Genomic DNA, 19,952 nt, shown 5'->3' with positions numbered 1-19,952 from the left:
ATCTGTGGCCGGCCGCTCGGGGCCGGCCATTTTTCTGTTCGCGCTGCAGCACGGTCACGTGCATCAATCCACCTCACAATTGAATGGATTCTCAGTCAGTCGGCTGAAAGGGAGCGCACCTGCTGATTTTCGCACAAAAACACGTCTCTTAGGCAATACATGGCGCAATTTTATGCTGCGCAAAAATCAATTGAATGCATGATTGATTGTATATTAAGTACAATCAATAACATGGCTTGATACGATCAATTGGCATGCGCGTTGCAATGGATATGGCGCAACGCAAACCCAAGCAGGAGCCATTCATGCCAGCCGTCACCGCCGAGCCCCATAAGAAGGGCGACTACTTTGTCGATTACGAGGAAAAGGTCTTTGAGGACGTAAAGGCCAAGCCGGGTGAGAAGGCCCTCGTCACTTTTCATACCGTCGCCTTCGAAGGGTCGATCGGCCTCGTCAATCTCCTGCAAGCCATACGGCTGCAGCGCAAAGGGTTCGAGACCTCAGTTCTTCTTTATGGCCCCGGCGTGACGCTCGGGATTCAGCGCGGCTTCCCGAAGATCGGCGATGAAGCCTTTCCGGGCGCCCAGAACTTCACCAACCAGATCACGAAGTTCATGGGCGAAGGCGGCAAGGTTTATGCGTGTCGCTTCGCGCTCCAGGCGCTTTACGGCCATGGCGAGCCGTCGCTGATCGAGGGCATTCGGCCCATCAACCCGCTCGACGTGTTGGACCTCATTCTCCTTCACCGCCGCGATGGCGCCTTCCAGATCGACACCTGGACGCTGTGATCCCGCTTTAGCCCGAGGAGAGACCCGTGGCGGAACAGCCAAAAATCCGCGTGGCGGCGGTTCAAATCGCGCCCGATCTCGTGACGCTCGAAGGCACGCTGTCACGCGTGCTGCAGGCGATCGACGAGGCAGGCGGTCGCGGTGCGAAGCTCGTCGTCTTCCCGGAGACCTTTCTGCCCTGGTATCCCTATTTCTCGTTCATCCGGCCGCCGGTCATGACGGGCGCCGAGCATCTCCGGCTGTACGATCAGGCTGTTGTCGTCCCGGGGCCGGTGACTCACGCCGTCTCCGCGGCCGCCAATCGTCATGGGGCGGTGATCGTACTCGGTATCAATGAGCGCGATCACGGGTCGCTCTACAACACACAGCTTATCTTCGACGCGGACGGCACATTGTTGCTGAAGCGTCGCAAGATCACGCCCACGTTCCACGAGCGGATGATCTGGGGGCAGGGTGACGGCGCTGGCATCAAGGTTGTCGAGACGGCCGTCGGTCGTGTCGGCGCCCTGGCGTGCTGGGAACATTACAATCCGCTCGCCCGCTACGCTCTCATGGCGCAGCATGAAGAGATCCACGCCGCGCAATTCCCCGGTTCGATGGTCGGTCCGATATTTGCCGACCAGATCGAAGTCACGATCCGCCATCACGCGCTGGAAAGTGGCTGCTTCGTCGTCAACGCGACCGGCTGGCTGACGGAAGAGCAGATCAATTCCATTACGCCTGAGACCGGCCTTCAGAAGGCGCTGCGCGGCGGCTGTATGACCGCGATCATCTCGCCGGAGGGCGCGCATGTCGTGCCGCCTTTGACTCAGGGCGAAGGCATTCTCGTCGCCGACCTCGACATGGCGCTCATCCTCAAGCGCAAGCGCATGATGGATTCCGTCGGTCATTATTCGCGGCCCGAGCTTCTGCGCCTGCTGCACGACAACCGTCCCGCACCGCAGGTTGAAACTATCGCCGCGCCCGCCGCTCCGCTCAACATTCCGAGTTTTGCCGATGACCCAATCCCTGTCGACTGAGCAATTGATCAACGAGTTGCAGACCTTCGGCGCGCGGCTCGACGATCCAAGAGCCGGCCACGCCAGCCGCCGTGGCGGCGCGGGACCGTCCGACCATAAGGCGATTACGATCGCCGGCGTGACCGTGATGGTCCCGGTTCATACCGCGCCGGCTTTCGAGAGCCCTTATTTCATTGAGCGACCGGATGTCTCCGGGCGCAGCCGCGTATTGCGCGATTTTCTGCCGGTGGGCGAAATCGATTATCCGGCGAAGCCGCGCTTCTATGATCTGACGACGGCTGACGGCACGCCATATTCAAAGATCGCGGTGCTGCACGGGCGCGACGTGCTGGCCACGACGATCCTGCAGACCTGCATCCGCTATCAGAGCCGCACCAAGACCTGTCAGTTCTGCGCGATCGGCCAATCGCTGGCGGCGGGACGCACGATCGAGCGCAAGACGCCGGACCAGTTGGCAGAGGTCGCGGCCGCCGCGGTCGCGCTCGACGGCGTCAAGCATATGGTCATGACCACGGGAACGCCGCCCGGGACCGATCGCGGCGCCGCGATCATGACGGAAAGTGCCGCGGCGGTTAAAGCGCGTGTTGCCCTTCCGATCCAGGCGCAATGCGAACCGCCGGACGACGACCGCTGGTATCTCCGCATGCACGAGGCGGGCGTCGATGCACTAGGTCTGCATCTCGAAGCGATCGGCGAAGACGTGCGCAACCGCATCATGCCGGGCAAGGCGCAGATATCGGTCGCGCGTTATTTTGACGCCTTCCGGGCCGCCGTCCCGGTCTTCGGCCGCGGTCAGGTCTCAACCTACATTCTTGCCGGGCTCGGCGACGATGTCGAAACCATCCTGTCGACCTGCGAGCGACTGGTCGACATCGGGGTCTATCCCTTCGTGGTTCCCTTCGTGCCGATCTCCGGTACGCCGCTTGAAAGCCACCCGACGCCGTCGGCCGCTTTCATGCAGGCCGTGTTGCGGCCACTCGCTACGATGCTGGTCCGCAGTGGCTTGCGGTCGGAAGAGGTGAAGGCAGGCTGCGCCAAGTGCGGCGCCTGTTCTGCCCTCTCGGTCTATGAACGCGCGCAAACCTCGTGCGGAGCTCGGGCATGATCTTCGATCCTTTCCCGCCCTTCGTGCCCAACGGTTTCCAGATCAAGTATGCCGTCGATGCCTGGGAAAAGCGCGGCGCCGCGGCCTTGCGGCGGCAGGTCTTCTGCGAAGAACAGAAAATATTCAGCGAAGATGACCGTGACGCGATCGATGACATCGCCACGCCGATCGTTGCTTTATCTTCGCTTGCGATTGTCCACGACGTCGTAGTCGGCACCGTGCGCATCCACGAAAGCGCGCCGGGGACCTGGTGGGGATCGCGTCTCGCCGTGGCCGAGCCTTTTCGAAAGGTGGGAGCTCTGGGCCCGGCGTTGATTCGCCTGGCGGTATCGTCTGCGCATGCGCGCGGCTGCCAACAATTTTTCGCGCACGTTCAGAGCCAGAACGTCCCCCTATTCCGTCGCATGCGCTGGCGCACCCTGAACGAAATCGAGATTCATGGCTTCGCGCATCATCTGATGGAGGCCGATCTCGCCTATTATCCGCCGTTCGTCTCGCCGGAAGTAGGATTCGTCGCGCTCAGAAAGGCGGCTTGAGATGCCGGCCGCGCCCGATCTCTCCATCCTCGCGGAATCCTTACGGCGCGATCGCGGTCTCGCCGCGAAAGCCGATATTGGGACGGTGACGGCGGGGCTCGGGCTTTCTGGTACGTCGAGCGTCGCCGTGGGCGATGATTGCGCGGCGATCCCCGACGGTGATGGCTATACGCTTTTCGCCATCGAAGGGTTCATGAACGAATTCGTCGCGGCCGATCCATGGTTTGCGGGTTGGTGCGGCGTGATGGTCAATATTTCCGACGTCGCGGCCATGGGCGGCACGCCCGTCGCTGTCGTCGACGCCATGTGGGCCGACGGTGCCGGCAGTGCGCAGGAGATTTTAGCGGGCATGCGCGCCGCGGCCGATCGTTTCGGCGTGCCGATCGTGGGTGGCCACACCAATCTGAACTCGCGTTGCGGACAGCTTTCGGTCGCCATCCTGGGCAAAGCGAAGCATCTCCTCACGAGCTTCGATGCGAAACCCGGCGATCGGCTTGTAGCTGCGGTCGATTTGCGCGGCCGCTATCGGGCGCATTTTTCCAACTGGGAAGCGGCAACCGATGCGCCGGGTTCGCGGCTGCGGGGTGATCTCGCCCTGTTGCCGACGATCGCGGAAACGGGTCTCTCGAAAGCCGCGAAAGATATCAGCCAGGCCGGAATCGTCGGTACGGCGGCGATGTTGGCGGAATGCTCGCACGTCGGGGTGACAATCGACCTCGGCGCGATTCCGCAACCTTCCGGCGTGCCGCTCGAGCGTTGGCTGAAAACCTTCCCAAGCTATGGCTACCTACTCGCCGTCGCGCCCGAGAATGTCTCGAGTGTCACGCGGCTCTTCCTCGACCGCGGTATTGCGGCCGCCGATATCGGCGGCTTCGACGCGAGCACGTGCGTCGAAATCACCGACGGCGCGGCGGTCGAGACGATTTGGGATTTCTCGCAACAGGCGTTGCTGGGTTGCGCGGCACCCAAGGTGCCGGCATGAGCGCCGTCCCGCCGCTGCGCGTCGCGCTTCTGACGCATTCCACAAATCCGCGCGGCGGTGTGGTTCATACCCTGGAGCTTGCGGACGCGCTGACGCGTCTCGGCCATCGCGTGACGGTCTTCGCGCCCGACGCAACGGGGAGCGGCTTTTTTCGCCCGACGCTTTGTGAGACGCGCTGCATTCCCGTTGCCCCGAGCCGCCCGGGTGTCCTGGCCATGGTCGAGCAGCGCGTCGCGGATTATTTGGATTATTTCTCCGCCACGCGGGACGACTTCGACGTCTGGCACGCCCAGGACGGCATCTCCGGGAACGTGCTTGCGACTCTCAAAGCACAAGGCAGGATCGCCGGCTTTGTCCGCACCGTGCATCACGTCGATGACTTTGCGGACGCGCGCCTCGCCGCCTTGCAGCGCCGCTCGATCGAAGCGGCGGATGTTCTGTTGACCGTCAGCGGGCTGTGGCGCGATTGGCTCCGGAACACTTGGAAGCGGGACACTGACGTTGTCGGAAATGGCGTCGATTCAGCGCGCTTCTCGCCGACCCCTGACAGGAGCGACATCGCCTTACGCGGGCGACTGGGCCTTGTCTCAAACGCGCCAATCTTCCTCGCGGTCGGCGGCGTCGAGGAGCGCAAGAACACTCTGCGGATTCTCGAAGCATTCAAATTGCTCTTGGCGCAACATCCTGCGGCACGTCTCGTTATCGCCGGTGGCGCTTCGCTGCTCGACCACACCGCCTATCAAATTCGCTTTTCCGAGGCTCTTGCCGAGAGCGGCCTGCCCGAGTCCGCGGTGATCCGAACCGGTCCACTGCCGCAGGCCTTGATGCCGCCGCTTTATCGTACGTCGACGGCGCTGGTCTTCCCTTCGGTGAAAGAAGGTTTCGGCCTCGTCGTCCTCGAAGCGATGGCAAGCGGCACACCCGCGATTGTCTCTCGCATGGCGCCGTTCACGGAATACCTGACCGATTCAGATGTGTTGTGGTGCGAGCCCAACGACCCGGCGAGCATCGCCGACGCCATGCAGGCCGCTTTGCATCCAAAACGCCATGGACGTTTTCGCCAACTCGGTATCGAGCGCGCGGCGCAGTTTGATTGGTCTCAGGTCGCGGAAGCGCACCTCGGCCAATATGCCATCATAAAAGAGACATGCAATGCCTGAAATGCGGTTCAACATTCGCTGGCCCGACGGCTCCGTCGAAAGCTGCTACTCGCCATCGTTGGTGATTAAGGACTATTTCGTCCCCGGTACGAGCTACAGGCTCGCAGATTTTCTCGAGCGCAGCCGTATCGCGCTGACGATCGCCAGCGATCGCGTTCGCGCAAAATACGGCAAGCCTTGTTCGCGCGCCTTGAAGCAGCGCGCACGAATCGAGGATGCGGCGCGCGCGTTCGTCGATCACCCACATCCCGAAGTCAACATCATTTCCTTTGAAGAATGACGCAGGAGATTTGAATGCGTAGCTCCACCTCTCATTATCCTGTGGCGATCATTGGCGGCGGTCAGGCGGGCCTCTCCGTCAGTTATTACCTGAGCCAGCGCCATATCGATCACATCATCTTTGAAAAGCGCCGCGCGATGCACACCTGGTCGACGCAGCGCTGGGATAATTTCTGCCTCGTGACCCCCAACTGGCAATGCCTGTTGCCCGGCTGGAATTACAAAGGCAGCGACCCGCACGGGTTCATGAGGAAAGACGAGATCATCGCCTACCTTGAGGGCTTCGCCAGTTCGGTGAGAGCCCCGATCCTTGAAGGCGTGACGGTCGAGAGCGTCAAGGGTCTGCCTGACGGCGGGTTTGAGGTTGTGACGTCAACCGGCAAGATCACGGCCGATCAGGTCGTCGTCGCATCCGGCGGCTATCATGAGCCGATCATCCCGCGCGCTGCCGAGCGTCTACCAAATGACGTGCTGCAGATCCATTCGGCGGAATATAAAAACGCAGATCAACTGCCGGAAGGCGCAGTTCTCGTGGTGGGATCGGGGCAATCGGGCGCGCAGGTCGCCGAGGATCTGCACATCGCCGGCCGCAAGGTTCACTTGGCCGTCGGTGATGCGCCGCGTTGCGCGCGGTTTTACCGGGGCCGCGATGTCGTCGATTGGCTCGCCGACATGGGTCATTATGAAATGCCGGTGGATGAGCATCCGCTTCGCGACGGCGTACGCGACAATACCAATCATTATGTTACCGGGCGCGATGGGGGCAGAGACATCGACCTCCGCAAATTCGCTCTGGAGGGAATGGAGCTTTACGGCCGTCTGCTCGGTGTCGATGAGGACGCCGTGGCGTTCGACGACAACTTGGCGGAAAGCCTCGACCGCGCCGACGAGATTTATAACAACATCAACGCGGCCATCGACAAACACATCGCAGCGGCGAAGATCGAGGCGCCGCCTCCCAGCACCTACAAGCCCGTGTGGCAACCCCTGCAGCACAGGACGCGATTGATCCTGAGTCGGACAGGCATTGCTAGTGTCATCTGGTGCATTGGGTTCCGGCCGGACTTTCGCTGGCTTGATGCGCCTGTCTTCAACGGCCGCGGCGCGCCTGTTCACAAGCGTGGCGTCACGCAACTCGATGGGCTCTACTTCGTCGGATTGCCCTGGCTTCATACTTGGGGGTCCGGCCGGTTCTCCGGCGTCGCGCGCGACTCCCTTTATCTTGCCAATACGATCGAGAAATACCAGCGCGCTCTCGATGCATCGAACGCCGTGAGGGCCTACGCCTGATGACCGGCACACTTCACGTTTTACCGCTCGACACGATTTCGGAAAGCCGGATCCGCGCGCAGGCGACCGCAACAGCGGATGACACGATCATTCTTGGGATGCCGCATCTCGCGATCGGCGGCATTTCGGAGACCTGGTTGCTGAAGGAGCTCGGCCATCGCCATTGGCAGATGCTGGCGAGAGCCGCGGGCCGCTCGGTGCCGGACTTTCAAGATTCGGATGGCCGCGCCGTTTACGCGGCTTTCAACGCGGTCTCGTTACGAAATCTCAATCTGGCCGCAGCGCAGGAGAACGATCCGCTGGAGATCGCGAGCGAACTCATGCGCTTGTCCAGGACTCAGTTTCGCAGCTTCCACCGGCTGTTTCTGGGTCGCGATTTCATCGGCAGCGTCGAACTCGTCTCGGTATTTGTGAAGCGCACGGTGACGGGACGCAATCGTTCGATTGTCCGCGTCGATATCCCCGGGTTGCCCCCGGTTGCGCCGGGCGAAGACGCGACGCGCCTCGTCAATGACGCCGCGGCGGTGCGCAGCGACCAATGGAGTGCACATATGGGCTTCGCGCGCGTCGACGGGCGCCAGCTCTTCCGGCACGAGATCAACCCGAGCCCGTCGCAGGACTTTAACGGCGCGGGTTTTCTCTATTGCGCGACGTTTCAGGCGTTTGCCGACCGGGCGGAGTGGGAATTCTGGCACGACGTCAATTTGCTTCCGACTACAACACAGCGGGAGATTGTGTTTCGCGGCAATATCGAAATCGGTGAGCGAGTCGCGATTCTCCTTCAGTCGATGAAGGAGACCGAAGACGGTTTCAAACACTGGTGCCGCGTCGAACGTGTCGAAGATGGTCAAATCCTTGCGGATGTTTTTACCCACAGGGTCTTTAGCCAAAATCGCGGGAGAGGGTGATGAAAGACCTCGAAGCTGAACTTGATCGTTGGCTCGCTCGGGCGAGCGCGGAGCTGAAGGGAGCAGATCCCGCCGGGCTTGGTGTCAGAACGCCGGAAGGGATCGAGATAAAGCCGCTTTATACGAAAGCGGACCTTGATGGGCTCGACGCGGTCGATTCAATGCCTGGTTCGGCACCGTTCCTTCGCGGTGCCCGCGCGACGATGTATGCCAACCAGCCCTGGTCCATCCGGCAATATTCCGGATTCGCGACGGCTGAAGAGTCGAATGCTTTCTTTCGGCGTAACCTCGCCGCCGGGCAGACGGGGCTCTCTGTCGCTTTCGATCTGCCGACGCAGCGCGGTTACGATAGCGACGATCCACGCGTCGAGGAGGATGTCGGAAAAACGGGCGTCGCGATCGACACGGTCGAGGATATGAAAATCCTCTTCGACAGCATCCCGCTCGCCCGCACGAGCGTCTCGATGACGATGAACGGTGCCGTTCTTCCGGTTTTCGCCGCCTTTATCGTCGCCGCGCGGGAAAGCGGGGTCGGCAGCCGTGAGCTTTCGGGCACGATCCAGAACGACATCCTGAAAGAATTTCTCGTCCGCAATACGTACATCTATCCGCCTCAGCCCTCCATGCGGATCGTTTCGGATGTGGTCGGGCACGTCAGCCGCGAGATGCCGCGGTTCAATGCGATCTCGATTTCCGGCTACCACATGCACGAGGCGGGCGCGACCGCGACGCAGGAACTGGCGTTTACGCTTGCCAACGCGCTCGAATACGTTCGAACCGCTGTCGCGGCGGGGCTGGATATCGACGACTTCGCGCCGCGCCTGTCGTTCTTCTTCGGCATCGGCATGGATTTCTTCATGGAGATCGCCAAGCTGCGGGCCGCGCGACTTCTCTGGGCGGAATTGATGGCGCAGTTCGCGCCGAAGTTGCCGGAAAGCAGCCGGCTGCGCACGCATTGCCAGACATCCGGCGCGTCGCTGACGCAGCAGGAACCCAATAACAATATCATCCGCACCACGATCGAGGCGATGGCCGCCGTTCTCGGCGGAACGCAGTCCTTGCATACGAACAGCTTCGACGAGGCGCTCGCCCTTCCGAGCGCGCAGGCGGCGCGCACCGCCCGCAACACCCAGCTTATACTGGGAGAAGAATCCGGTATCCCGCGCGTGGTGGATCCTCTCGGTGGATCTTTCTACGTCGAACGCCTGACAGCCGATGTCGCGGCCGCCGCGCGAGACCTCATTCATGAGATTGAAGCCTTTGGGGGGATGACGAAAGCGATTGAGCTTGGCATCCCGCAATCGAAGATTGAGGAAGCGGCTGCCCTACGACAAGCACGCATCGATAATGGGCAAGATGTCATTGTCGGCGTCAACCAATATTGCGCGGTCGATCCGTCTCTCGTCGACATCCGTGAGATTGAGGCGTCGCACGTACGCGGGCAGCAGGCTGAGCGGTTGGCATCCGTCCGCGCGGCGCGTGACGAAGGTGCAGTTGTTCAAGCGCTGGCGGCTCTGCGGGAGGCCGCGTCAAGCGGCGAGGGGAACCTGCTGGATCTTTCCATCAAGGCAATGGCGGTCCGCTCGACCGTCGGCGAAGTCTCGAGCGCGCTCGCCGATGTGTTTCAACGGCATCAAGCTGGTGCCTATTCCCTCAAATTTGTCCCTTCGGTCGAAACCCCGGACCGCCATGTGCCGGGCATTCGCGAGAAGATCGGGCGATTTGTCGAACGCAAAGAAAGAGCACCGCGGATCCTGCTCACGAAGCTCGGTCAGGACGGTCACGATCGGGGCATGAAGGTCCTCGCCGGCATGTTTAAGAATTGGGGTTTTGACGTCGATATCGCGGCGTTGTTTAGCGACGCCACGGAGATCGCGCGCTGGGCTGCCTCGAAAGAGGTCGATGTGATCGGAGTTTCGAGCCACGCCGGCGGCCACAAAGCTCTTGTTACGGCCTTGAATGCAGCTCTGAAGGCTGAAGGGGCCCGCGACATCATGTTGATCTGCGGTGGCATTATCCCACCGACGGATGGGCCGGCGCTCGAGGCGCTGGGCGTACAGGCAGTCTATGGTCCGGGGACGAGCGTATCGGAGATTGCAGCCGACGTCTTAGTTTTTCTCGAGAGGCGAGGGACGCACTGCGGCCAGAATCGGGCGGACGCCTTGGTATCGGTGGTGTGAAGAGGTTGTTTATTTATCGTGAGATCATCTTGGCTCTTGCCGCTTTGAGCGTATCCCCGCGGCGGCCTTTTTGCGCGCACAAACGCTGATGATGGGCTGCTTCCGATTTTGATATCTTCCGAGCTTTTGGTCAGGGTCGTCCGACCGACCGTTTTTGGGAAGAGTTACGGTCAAACTGGCTGCTATAGCCGATGTGATTGCGGATCACCCGGGCCTCTTGAGAGCAGAAAAGCAGCTGTGGCCCCTTGCGTAAGCGCGTTACGTCCGCGAAGCGCCCGTCATCGCCGTTCACGGCGCTTGAGGCCGTCCTCGGAACCGGGCATAGGTTTGAGGAAAGCCGGTTGCAGAGATTGGCCCCGAACTGAATTTAAGCCCAGGCAATGACTCTGGTGAGATGACGCCTGCGCCATCGGCTGCTAATGGCGATGAATGTCCGTATTGCTACTCGCGCTTTTCGCAATCATCGCATTTCTTTATACAGCAGTGGGGCAAGCGGGTGGCACCGGCTACGTCGCTTTGATGGGGCTGCTCGGCTATAGCCATAGCATCATCAAGCCCACGGCACTCGCGCTCAACATTCTCGTCGCGGCGATAAGCTGTATTCGATTTTATCAAGCAGGATTGATGACGTGGCGGACATGCTATCCGTTCGCAATTTTGGGCGCACCGTTCTCGCTCGTGGGCGGAGCGATCAATCTTTCTGCCGCGCTTTATCAGCCGGTTGTTGGCGTGCTTTTGCTGATCGCTGCCGGGCTAATGTTTCGCTCGGCGCGGACGGCTTGCAAAGATGATTTAACCACGCCGCATGAACCGCCGTTCCGTTTTTCGCTATTAACAGGCGGGGCAATCGGACTCGTTTCCGGGATCACTGGGGTAGGTGGAGGAATTTTCCTCGCGCCGGTCATCCTGACATTCCGATGGACAGAGACGCGGCAGGCTTCCGCAATATCTTCGATGTTCAATCTTATGAACTCGGCTGTCGCGCTCGCTGGCATGTGGGGCAACGGTCCGCACGTTCCCAAGCCAATTGCCGCTTTGGCTTATAGCGGTGGGCGTAGGCGCACTCCTCGGCTCTTGAATCGGAGCCTATCGCCTGCACCCGCAAATACTGAGGATCGTTCTGGGGATATTGCTGCTGGCCGCCGGCCTACGAATGACTATCGCGAGCCTTTAGCGGTCAGCCAGACGCCACAGACTTGTCGTCACGTTTATTTGGTCCTTTGGATCGTCTTCGATTTCTCTACACGCATAGAGCTATCGGCGTGAACGAGGGGCGCTAAAGAAGGGTCAGCATTAATCCGCAAATGGCGCCTATCAAACCACTATGAGCGGCGGTGAGCGCCAGACGGTTAAAAGCACAAAGCCCAGGAGAGCAACGCCAAAGTCTCCGCGTGTTTTGATCGCGCTTGTCCAAATCGGGTCGTAGAGCGCAGCGGCGAGCAATCCTACGACCGAAGCATTGATGCCGCGCATGATCGCTTGTGCGGGCGCGCGACGGCGTAAGCCTTCCCAAAAAGGCACGCGCCTATCAGCACGAGAATACCCGGAAGGAAAATGGCAATCAGGGCGATGATGCCCCCGACTATACCGTGCGGCGACGGAGCGGCAACGGCTCCTAAGTAAACGGCGAAAGTGAATAGCGGCCCCGGCACGGCCTGCGCCGCTCCGTAGCCAGCGAGGAACGTGTCATTGTGAACCCATCCTGGCGCCACGACAGCTTCATGCAGCAAGGGCAAGACCACATGGCCTCCGCCGAACACCAGTGCGCCTGATCGATAGAAGGCATCAAACAGCGTAATGCTATGTGAACCAGTGAGAACATGCAGAACGGGCAGCCCAATAAGCAATAGAAGAAATGCGGCAAGCGCTATCAAGCCGACTTGTCGAGAAACTGGCACAGCCATACGCACTGGCATCGCTGACAACTCACCTCGACAAAGCCAAAAGCCCGCAACACCGCCCAGCGCGATCGCGGCGATCTGTACCGCCGAAACGGTACTGAAGAGTAGAAGCACGGCCGCAACAACGGCGATCGAGGCCCGCGTACGATCGGGGCAGAAAGCGCGCGCCATTGCCAAAACCGCCTGAGCAACGATCGCCACCGCTACCAGCTTAAGGCCGTGTAAAAGGCCCGTGGCGATTTGGCCGCCAAAGGCGCGCGCGCCATAGGCGAACAGAAGAAGAGCGATAGCCGACGGAAGTGTGAATCCAGTCCATGCCGCCAGGTCGCCAAGATAGCCCGCGCACGTGAGACCGATCGAAAACCCGACCTGACTGCTCGCAGGACCTGGCAGGACCTGGCAGGAACTGGCACAATGCGACGAGGTCTATGTAGGCTTGCTCGTCCAGCCAACGCCGCCGCGCAACGAACTCCTCCCGGAAATAGCCGATATGAGCGATCGGTCCGCCAAAACAGGTGAATCCGAGTTTGGTGAAGACACGCAAAACCTCAACCGGTGAGCCGGCCGGGCCACTCGTCTGTTCGGCGGATTGTGTGGCGATCGGCATGGATTTTCCTTCAGATCGCGGGTAGGTTGACCCGCGCGGCGAGCTTTTCCGCTTCCTCCTTGCGCTCGCTATAGCGGCTCGTGAGATATGCCGAAACGCCACGCGTGAGCAGCGTGAACTTCACCAATTCCTCCACCACATCAACGACGCGGTCGTAATAGGGCGACGGCTTCATCCGGCCTGCGTCGTCGAACTGCTCGTAAGCCTTTGCGACGGAGGACTGATTTGGGATCGTGATCATGCGCATCCAGCGGCCGAGCACACGCATCTGATTGACCGCGTTGAAGGATTGCGAGCCGCCGGATACTTGCATCACCGCGAGCGTCTTGCCTTGCGTCGGCCTCACTGCGCCGAGCGAAAGCGGAATCCAGTCGATTTGCGTTTTCATAATCCCGCTCATTGCGCCATGCCGTTCCGGACTGCACCAAATCTGGCCTTCTGACCATTCGGAAAGCGAACGCAATTCTGCGATCTTTGGATGATCAATCGGCGCATCGCCGGGAAGCGGAAGGCCGGACGGATTGAATATGCGCGTTTCTGCGCCGGACGCATTGAGTAAACGCGCGGCTTCCTCCGTCAGGAAGCGGCTGTAGGAACGTTCCCGTACCGAACCGTAGAGCAATAAAATGCGTGGAGGATGAGCGGGCGTCGGCGCGTACAGCGCATCTAGATCGGGACAAGCAAAGGAAGCGGGATCGACGTTTGGAAGGTCGTCGAGATCAGCCAACGCGCGAACTCGCGCAATGGCTGCCTGCGAAGCATTACGCTCGTACCAGGGCCGCGAGCGATTGACGATTGCGACAATTGACAGCATCACCGGTACTTCGATCAATACGCTGACGACAGTTGCGAGCGCCGCGCCGGAGTTGAATCCGAACAGGCTGATGGCGACCGCGACCGCGAGCTCGAAGAATTGCTCGCGCCGATCAGAGCCGAAGGACCGGCGATGCCGTCCGCCGCGATATCTCGCGGATCGACAGCTTATCCCGAAGAGCCCAGCGTCGAATGACGCCCAATAACGCCATGTCTATCACTCCCAAGACCCCCCACTGAAGCAGCAGGGAAGAGGTTCAAACATGGGTCAAATCTCAGTTGAAATTTCTGGCTATCCCGGGTCAGTTGCCAGCGGGAAACAACAGCCTTAACCATTCCGCGATTTGCGAAGCGGTTGGGTCAGAACATTGTACTAGAAATGCGACAAGGGCTTCCTCGCGTTCATCATTTTCATTTTTGGGGGTCATTAGGCTGCTCCTTTCGCGGGGATCCTCGCCTAACGGTTGTTCCTGCGTTCTGTGCCTGCTCCTGCGAGTTGGTTCCGATATCCAAGCCGTCAAGGCTGATGCAACGGTGTTTTTTCCAGGCGTTCGACTCGAATTTCGTGACCCTCTTTTGGGGTGAGCGTGACTCTGAGAACCCCTTTTTGACGCTCATTTGGGGTGCGCTTCAACCATGTAGCTCACCTCAAAAGGCAAACATGTAATCACCGTAAGTCATTGAAGTTTGGTCAGCCTCCACCCCAATGGATTGTCATCCCCACCCCAAAAAAGTGTCAAATGAGGGGTCTTCCACCCCAAAAAATTGTACCACGGATTCAAGACGCGTTCTCTTGAATGCCTGCACCGCGTGGATCGGCGTTGGCGACTATTTGCCACGCTGGCGGATAATCAGTCAGGCTAAGATTCGGAGACCGGCTCGGGTCCTTTAACGCCGACTTGCGAAAAGACGCCTGACGCCGTGAACTTGCGGTACTGTCTTTCCGCCGTTTCCCGCTCAGAATCGCCAGAGGAAGTCGCCCTTGACGGCATTGTCCTGGACGTTTGAGCCGAGCTGGCCAAAATAAGAAACGCCGATCTTGGTGTTGCGGGTGAGTGCGAGATCGAGCCCGGTATCGATCACGGCCGTGTTCTGAGCGAGCGGCACGCCTGCCGTCGAAAAGCCCGTACCGGTCGAAAGGAAGCTGAGCGTCTCCACCGGCGTGACATCTCCGAAGGCGTGTTGCCAATAAGCCGACGCGTGCGGCGTGAGAACCTGTCCGCTTTCCAGCGCGATATTGGTCGCCAAGCGTAAACCGAGCGACGAATAACCCACATCTTCGTTGATGCTTGCCCCGCTCAGCGCCGCCGTTTGGCCGGCCTCGGTAAATCCCGCAGTTCCGAGATGTACATAGGCGGCGCCCGCGAAAGGCTCGATGGCAATGTTGCCAAGCGACCGGGCATAGCCCACCTCCCCGAACACCTGCGTGGTTCCCGCATTATAGTTTGTGTTGGTCGCCTCGGAGAAGCCAGGGAACAGAACCATGCGGTTGGTGCTGATATCGCTCCAGGAGAAGGCGGCGCCCGAGCGAAAATTCCAAGCGTCGTAATTGCCGGCGGCGTAAGCGGCGAAATGCGCCGTATTGATATCGGCCCCGCTGGCGCGCGCCGCGATGCTGAGGCTGGAATTGGTGTAGCCCGCGGCCAGGCCCGCCAGCCAATTATCGCCGAAGCGGCGATCGACGCCGGTGAAGTAGCCGGCCAGATTTCGCTCGACGCCCGCGGCGTTGCCATCGCCGTCAAACTGGCCCCAGGCGCCCGTGCCTACGGACCACCAGGTCAGATCAGGCGCGCGCGAAGACCGGATCGGGAACGGAACGTTGCCAACGCTCGCCGGCGCGGTATCCGCGTAAGCCAAGGCCGGCCCGCCAAGGCCAAGCGCCGCCGTCGCATCCGAAGCGCCTGCAAACGAGGCCTGCCGCAACCGCCCCAGGATCGCCTCGCGAAAGTACACGCTGTCCGTAATCAGGCTCGACGCCGTGCTGGCGTAGATTTCGCCCGAGAGTGCATCAAAGGCCTGTCGCGCCCCCGCCGGGTTCTGGCCGCCCACTGCCGTGACAAGCGCGTCGCCTGTTGGCGCCGCATCGAGGGCGCCGGCCACGCCGCGCTGGTTGCGCGTCTCGGCCATGTCGGAAAAGAAGACGCCATTGCGGGTCAGCGTCAGAAAGACGTCATCGGGATCATAACTCAGCGTCGGCGTCAGAAAGGCGAGATCGCTGGTGGCGTCCGTGAAAGTACCGTCCACGCCGGCCGCCGATGTCAGGATCGTATAGGTCTGCGCCGTGTAATTGCCGGATTGCGCGAGCACCTGCACGTGGCCGCCGCCGAGCGTCGTCACCCCCGATGCCGAGATCTTATCGGCGGCGCCCGCCGCGTTCGCCTCAACCTGATAGATCGACCCCGATGCAAAAGCGACATTGCCGGCGATGTTCAACGTGCCGATTGAATTTCCGGGGGCAACGACACCGCCGCTCGCGACCGCGAGGCCGCCAAGCGTGCCATTTCCTTTTAAAATTGCGCCGGAATCGACCGTTGCGATCGACGCCAGCGTTCCATTGACATCAAGAGTACCTGCCGCGACCGTTGTTGGTCCCACATAGCTGCTCGTGCCCGTCAAGGTCAGCGTGCCATCCCCGCTTTTTACCAATCCGCCGGTGCCGTCGATTGTCCCGGAAAAGTCCGTCGAAGCCCCGTCGCCGCCCGCCGTCAGAGTCGCGGCGCCGAGCGCGACGCTTCCGCTGCCGGCCAGCGAGCCGATCGTGTTGTCGAAACCACCCAGATTGAGCGTCGTGCCGCTCGCAAGAGTGAAGGCACTGATCGCCGACAGGACATTCGTCGCGCCCGCCTGCAAGGTGCCGGCATTGACGAGCGTTGCGCCGGAATAATTGCTCGCGCCAGACAGCGTGAGGGCGCCAGCGCCTGTTTTCGTCAAGCCGCCGGCGCCGCCGATCGCGCCGCTCAAGGTCGCATTGTTGGCGTTCGTGTCAATGATGCCGCCGCCGGTGTTCAAAGTGATAGACCGGGCGCTGGAAAAGCCGTTCGCATATTGCAGCGTGCCGCCATCGAAGATGAGTTGACCGGTCGCGGCGCCGAGATTGGCGTCGGCGCCAACCTGGATAATGCCCGCGTTGAGGTCGGTTCCGCCCGCATAGCTGTTGGTGCCAGTGAGAACCAAGGTCCCGGCGCCCACTTTGGCGAGACCGCCATTGCCTGAAAGAATACCGCTAAAGGTTGCGCCCAATCCATTGGTGTCGATCGTCGAGACGCCGCTCGTCAGCGTTGCGTTGACACTGGTCACCAGCGCCGATCCAATCACCTGAATCGTCCCCCCGCCGAGATTGAAACTCCCGGTGCCAACGATGCCGTTCGCGCCGCCCGCCTGCAGGACGCCGCCGTTCAGATTATATGTTGCGGTTCCGACGCCACCCACCGTCAACCGACCGCCGGCGATTGTCAGCACGCCGCCTGTTTGGTTCACAGTGCCGACCGAGCCAGCCAGCGCAGCGATCGTCAGGCCGTCATCAAGAGTCGCTGTGCCTCCGCTGAGATTATAGGTGCCGTTCCCGGACATGCCGATATAGATCGGCGCGTTTGCGGTCAGGTTACCGCCGCTCTGATTGAAAATCCCGATCCCGCCCGTGTCCATGCCGAAAGCAGCGCCGTCGCCGCCAATGCTCAGTCTTCCGGCCAAAAGATTGTATGTACCGATGCCGCCGAGATCGGCCCGATTCTCCACGTTGCTACCAAATTGGGCGATGTTGATGACGTTTAAAATAACCGTCGAGTTGACGCCATTCTGGGTGATCGTTCCAACGCCCGTATCGTCGCCGACATACAGCTGTCCGGCGAACCCGACGGACTCGGATTCGAAATCGATGGTCGCGTCGCCCGAGATATTTACGACACCAACGCCGCCGGCACTGGCACCGATATAGACGGTCGCGCCCGCATCTAGCAGCACAGCGTTGTTGGTCAGGTTATAGGTTCCGTTGCCATTCGCGACACCGATGTTCAGCGCGCCCGCCGATACCGAGACGGTGCCGCCCGATTGATTGAACGTCCCGCTCGCCGCGGTGGACCCAAAAGGAAAGCCAATGGAGATGCTGCCAATAACACCGAGGGCAGCATTTGAATCGTTGATCGTCACGGATCCACTCGTCATATTGACGATGCCATCGCCGCCATCGAGGCCGATATTGAACTGAGTCCCGACATCGGTAATGTTGAAAATCAGCGACGCGCCGTTGATGTTCAGAGTGCCGGTTTGCCCCTCTCCCATATTCAGCAAACCAGGATTGCCTGGCTGGCCGAAGGAGACGGTTGTTTTTGCTCCGAGCGTTACGGTTTCGTCGCCCGCAGTGGTGCCGATGCCCAGTGTGCTCAATTCAAGATTGATCGACGTGGCGGCACCTGGGAGCGTCAGAGATGTTCCCGGATCAATAGGTCCAGCCATCGATGCATCGATCGTGTCTGCGTGGCCCGTCTCGGTTGCCGTTGCAACGGCGGCATCAAATTGCGTCTGATTCTTGACGATTATAGTCGCGGCGCGCGATGGCGCGACAACGAGAGTCAAAACAGCCGTTGCCGACAACAGAAGGACTTCCATCACCAAAAGCCCGTTGCGCTTGGGGGCTGTCAACGCCGACATAATGCCAGCAGGCAGCGTGCCGTCGTCGTCGAGGGTCCGGGGGCCAACCTTGGAATGTACGTGCTTCGCCGGTCGCGGGCAGATGGCAGACGCCCCCACGCGGACAGGCAACTGCACAAGCTTGACCGTTGAGTCATGGCTGGATCCCCCTTCGGTGTCCGCCGCCTCTAGCTATGCCGTTCATGAAAGTGAAAATGGAATTGGGATGAAACGCCTTCAGGGCGTCCGGCAATCAATTGAAGAATTCGAAAGTGCGCGGTCTATTCGCAAAAGTTGAGGCGATGCCCGGAAGCTCAGCCGTTCCGAATGACCGACCAAGTTACGATGCGCCGAGACTCTCTGATCAAATCATTTCCCGGAAGTTACGATACGCCGCTCTCAATTCCAGACATCCGCACAATGTCGTGAAAGTGAATCCAACATACGGCGACACGTGGCGCATTGTCGTCTACCCTACAATGAACCACGTCGATTTACACAAACACGAAATGAATAATCGTGCGCGCTACATTTCAGAAAAATCCAATTGGCCTTTGTCACGCTCACGCTTTTCACTTGTGACGCTCATGCTTGTAAGCGCGAGCGTTGCTTCGGTCTTTCGAGTCGAACGTCGAAGAACTTCCAGAGATGCGCCGAATGAGCGATTAAGCAGGATAATGATCCGATCGCCTTGGATCGGGAATCAGTCTGGAATCAGGCATGACGAAAATCTATATCGTTCGCGGAAATGGCCACGTGGCCGGGCAACTCCAGTTCATAGGCAACTCTCAGATACTGAGCCTTTGCCATCTCAAAATTCGATTTCCGCCGGAGCGCGTCAGGGTGCTGGTCGAAGAGATGGCTCATAACCTTGTATGATTCCCATGCCCCGATCATATTTTGGAGCGCGCGTTTCCACTGCGCATATTGCGGACGATCTTCAACGGTCATCTTAATACTCCCTGATGTTGACAACCTCTCAAAAAAGAAGCCGCTCCTGTAGCGGCTCCAAAGTTTGTCGACGCCGCGGAGGAAGATATTCGCGGGGGTCGGCATGGTCGGCGCAATAGCGCAGTGCTAGGTCCGCAGAACACAGGTACGAATATCTCGCCAAGCGACCGGCGAGTTCTGAGCAAAATTGAACAGTTTCCTCAAATATTCTGCGCCGTGGTTAACTGGTATTAACGCACTAATATCGGTTAGCTCGGTCATCCGGCCGCTTCAGTGATTGAGCAATTGGAACTTTCGTTGTGGTTGCAAGGGAACGCTCTTGCGAAACACAGGACGGGCGCGCCGGAAGTCCGGCAGGCTACAAGTTCCAACCAATCGGGGCGCCGGTGCAACGCCGCCGGGGCCAGGCACTAGGGGCTACGGGTCTCGGCTCATCTCGAAAACTGCGGCTTGTCTGAACGTTAGTTTGGATCTCGGTGGCCGCCCCTGCGGTCAGGGCGCGAGGGCGTGAGCTATAAGCCATCGTTCGATGGCCGCGCTCCGCAACTCACGACAATCCTCCCAGAAGGATTCGTTATCGATGCTGATAGAGATCGGATCCCCGGACTCCGGCATATGAAGCTCGACTGCTTTCCACGTGCGATCGAAATAGGAGTTTCGGTCCGCGGGTAAACTAATTCTAAGGCCATAACCGGCACCCGTCGAATGATGCCGACCGTTGTTTCATGCGACGACCAAAAATGAACGCATTTGCTCCGTTTGCCCCTCAGTTCTGCGAGCCTGCCTGCGTGCGATCGCGGGGCGCCG

At 60.1% G+C, this 19,952-nt stretch carries 14 protein-coding genes and 1 pseudogene; 11 read left to right on the top strand and 4 right to left on the bottom strand.

Features of this window, described 5'->3' with window-relative positions:
* The first annotated feature begins 305 nt into the window (after positions 1-305).
* From WDN02_RS03355 to WDN02_RS03305, 11 genes are all read left to right on the top strand, one after another.
* Positions 306-788, top strand: a complete 483-nt coding sequence (locus WDN02_RS03355) for an MSMEG_0572/Sll0783 family nitrogen starvation response protein (protein WP_337292154.1) — start codon at positions 306-308, stop codon at positions 786-788.
* Between the two features lie 26 nt (positions 789-814).
* Positions 815-1,807, top strand: coding sequence for a Nit6803 family nitrilase (locus WDN02_RS03350; RefSeq protein ID WP_337292153.1), 993 nt, complete (start codon positions 815-817; stop codon positions 1,805-1,807).
* Positions 1,785-2,912 (top strand): MSMEG_0568 family radical SAM protein, encoded by a 1,128-nt coding sequence (locus tag WDN02_RS03345; RefSeq protein WP_337292152.1) that lies wholly within the window; start codon positions 1,785-1,787, stop codon positions 2,910-2,912. Before WDN02_RS03350 ends, WDN02_RS03345 begins: the two co-directional genes overlap by 23 nt.
* Positions 2,909-3,448 (top strand): MSMEG_0567/Sll0786 family nitrogen starvation N-acetyltransferase, encoded by a 540-nt coding sequence (locus WDN02_RS03340; protein ID WP_337292151.1) that lies wholly within the window; start codon positions 2,909-2,911, stop codon positions 3,446-3,448. The genes WDN02_RS03345 and WDN02_RS03340 overlap by 4 nt, the downstream gene beginning before the upstream one ends.
* 1 nt (position 3,449) lies before the next feature.
* Positions 3,450-4,430, top strand: a complete 981-nt coding sequence (locus WDN02_RS03335; RefSeq protein ID WP_337292150.1) for a sll0787 family AIR synthase-like protein — start codon at positions 3,450-3,452, stop codon at positions 4,428-4,430.
* Positions 4,427-5,590 carry an MSMEG_0565 family glycosyltransferase gene (locus WDN02_RS03330; protein WP_337292149.1) on the top strand — a complete coding sequence of 388 codons (1,164 nt, stop codon included), beginning with the start codon at positions 4,427-4,429 and terminating at the stop codon, positions 5,588-5,590. The genes WDN02_RS03335 and WDN02_RS03330 overlap by 4 nt, the downstream gene beginning before the upstream one ends.
* The gene (locus WDN02_RS03325) at positions 5,583-5,870 is read left to right on the top strand and encodes an MSMEG_0570 family nitrogen starvation response protein (RefSeq protein WP_337292148.1); all 288 of its coding nucleotides are present in this window, start codon (positions 5,583-5,585) and stop codon (positions 5,868-5,870) included. The genes WDN02_RS03330 and WDN02_RS03325 overlap by 8 nt, the downstream gene beginning before the upstream one ends.
* Before the next feature lie 14 nt (positions 5,871-5,884).
* Positions 5,885-7,159 (top strand): MSMEG_0569 family flavin-dependent oxidoreductase, encoded by a 1,275-nt coding sequence (locus WDN02_RS03320; RefSeq protein WP_337292147.1) that lies wholly within the window; start codon positions 5,885-5,887, stop codon positions 7,157-7,159.
* Positions 7,159-8,067: a Pnap_2097 family protein gene (locus WDN02_RS03315; RefSeq protein ID WP_337292146.1), complete on the top strand. Its 909-nt coding sequence runs from the start codon at positions 7,159-7,161 to the stop codon at positions 8,065-8,067. The genes WDN02_RS03320 and WDN02_RS03315 overlap by 1 nt, the downstream gene beginning before the upstream one ends.
* On the top strand, positions 8,067-10,247 hold the full coding sequence (scpA, locus tag WDN02_RS03310; protein WP_337292145.1) for a methylmalonyl-CoA mutase: 2,181 nt from the start codon (positions 8,067-8,069) through the stop codon (positions 10,245-10,247). Before WDN02_RS03315 ends, scpA begins: the two co-directional genes overlap by 1 nt.
* A gap of 438 nt (positions 10,248-10,685) precedes the next feature.
* Positions 10,686-11,513 (top strand): sulfite exporter TauE/SafE family protein, encoded by an 828-nt coding sequence (locus WDN02_RS03305; protein ID WP_337292144.1) that lies wholly within the window; start codon positions 10,686-10,688, stop codon positions 11,511-11,513.
* A 10-nt stretch (positions 11,514-11,523) separates the two neighbouring features.
* On the opposite strand, the pseudogene chrA reads toward WDN02_RS03305, so the two are convergent.
* The 4 genes and pseudogenes from chrA to WDN02_RS03285 form a co-directional block, all read right to left on the bottom strand.
* A pseudogene (chrA, locus tag WDN02_RS03300) lies at positions 11,524-12,755 on the bottom strand (chromate efflux transporter).
* Positions 12,756-12,765: 10 nt separating this feature from the next.
* A complete protein-coding gene (arsH, locus tag WDN02_RS03295; protein ID WP_337292143.1) occupies positions 12,766-13,569 on the bottom strand; it encodes an arsenical resistance protein ArsH in 804 nt (267 codons plus the stop codon).
* Between the two features lie 956 nt (positions 13,570-14,525).
* On the bottom strand, positions 14,526-18,215 hold the full coding sequence (locus WDN02_RS03290) for an autotransporter domain-containing protein (protein WP_337292142.1): 3,690 nt from the start codon (positions 18,213-18,215) through the stop codon (positions 14,526-14,528).
* A 693-nt stretch (positions 18,216-18,908) separates the two neighbouring features.
* Positions 18,909-19,145: a hypothetical protein gene (locus WDN02_RS03285; protein ID WP_337292141.1), complete on the bottom strand. Its 237-nt coding sequence runs from the start codon at positions 19,143-19,145 to the stop codon at positions 18,909-18,911.
* Positions 19,146-19,952 lie beyond the last annotated feature (807 nt).

It is taken from the genome of Methylovirgula sp. (assembly GCF_037200945.1).
In the GTDB taxonomy this organism is placed as follows: domain Bacteria; phylum Pseudomonadota; class Alphaproteobacteria; order Rhizobiales; family Beijerinckiaceae; genus Methylovirgula.
Note: the sequence above shows the minus strand (reverse complement) of the source record. Positions and strands in the feature narration are given on the sequence as shown.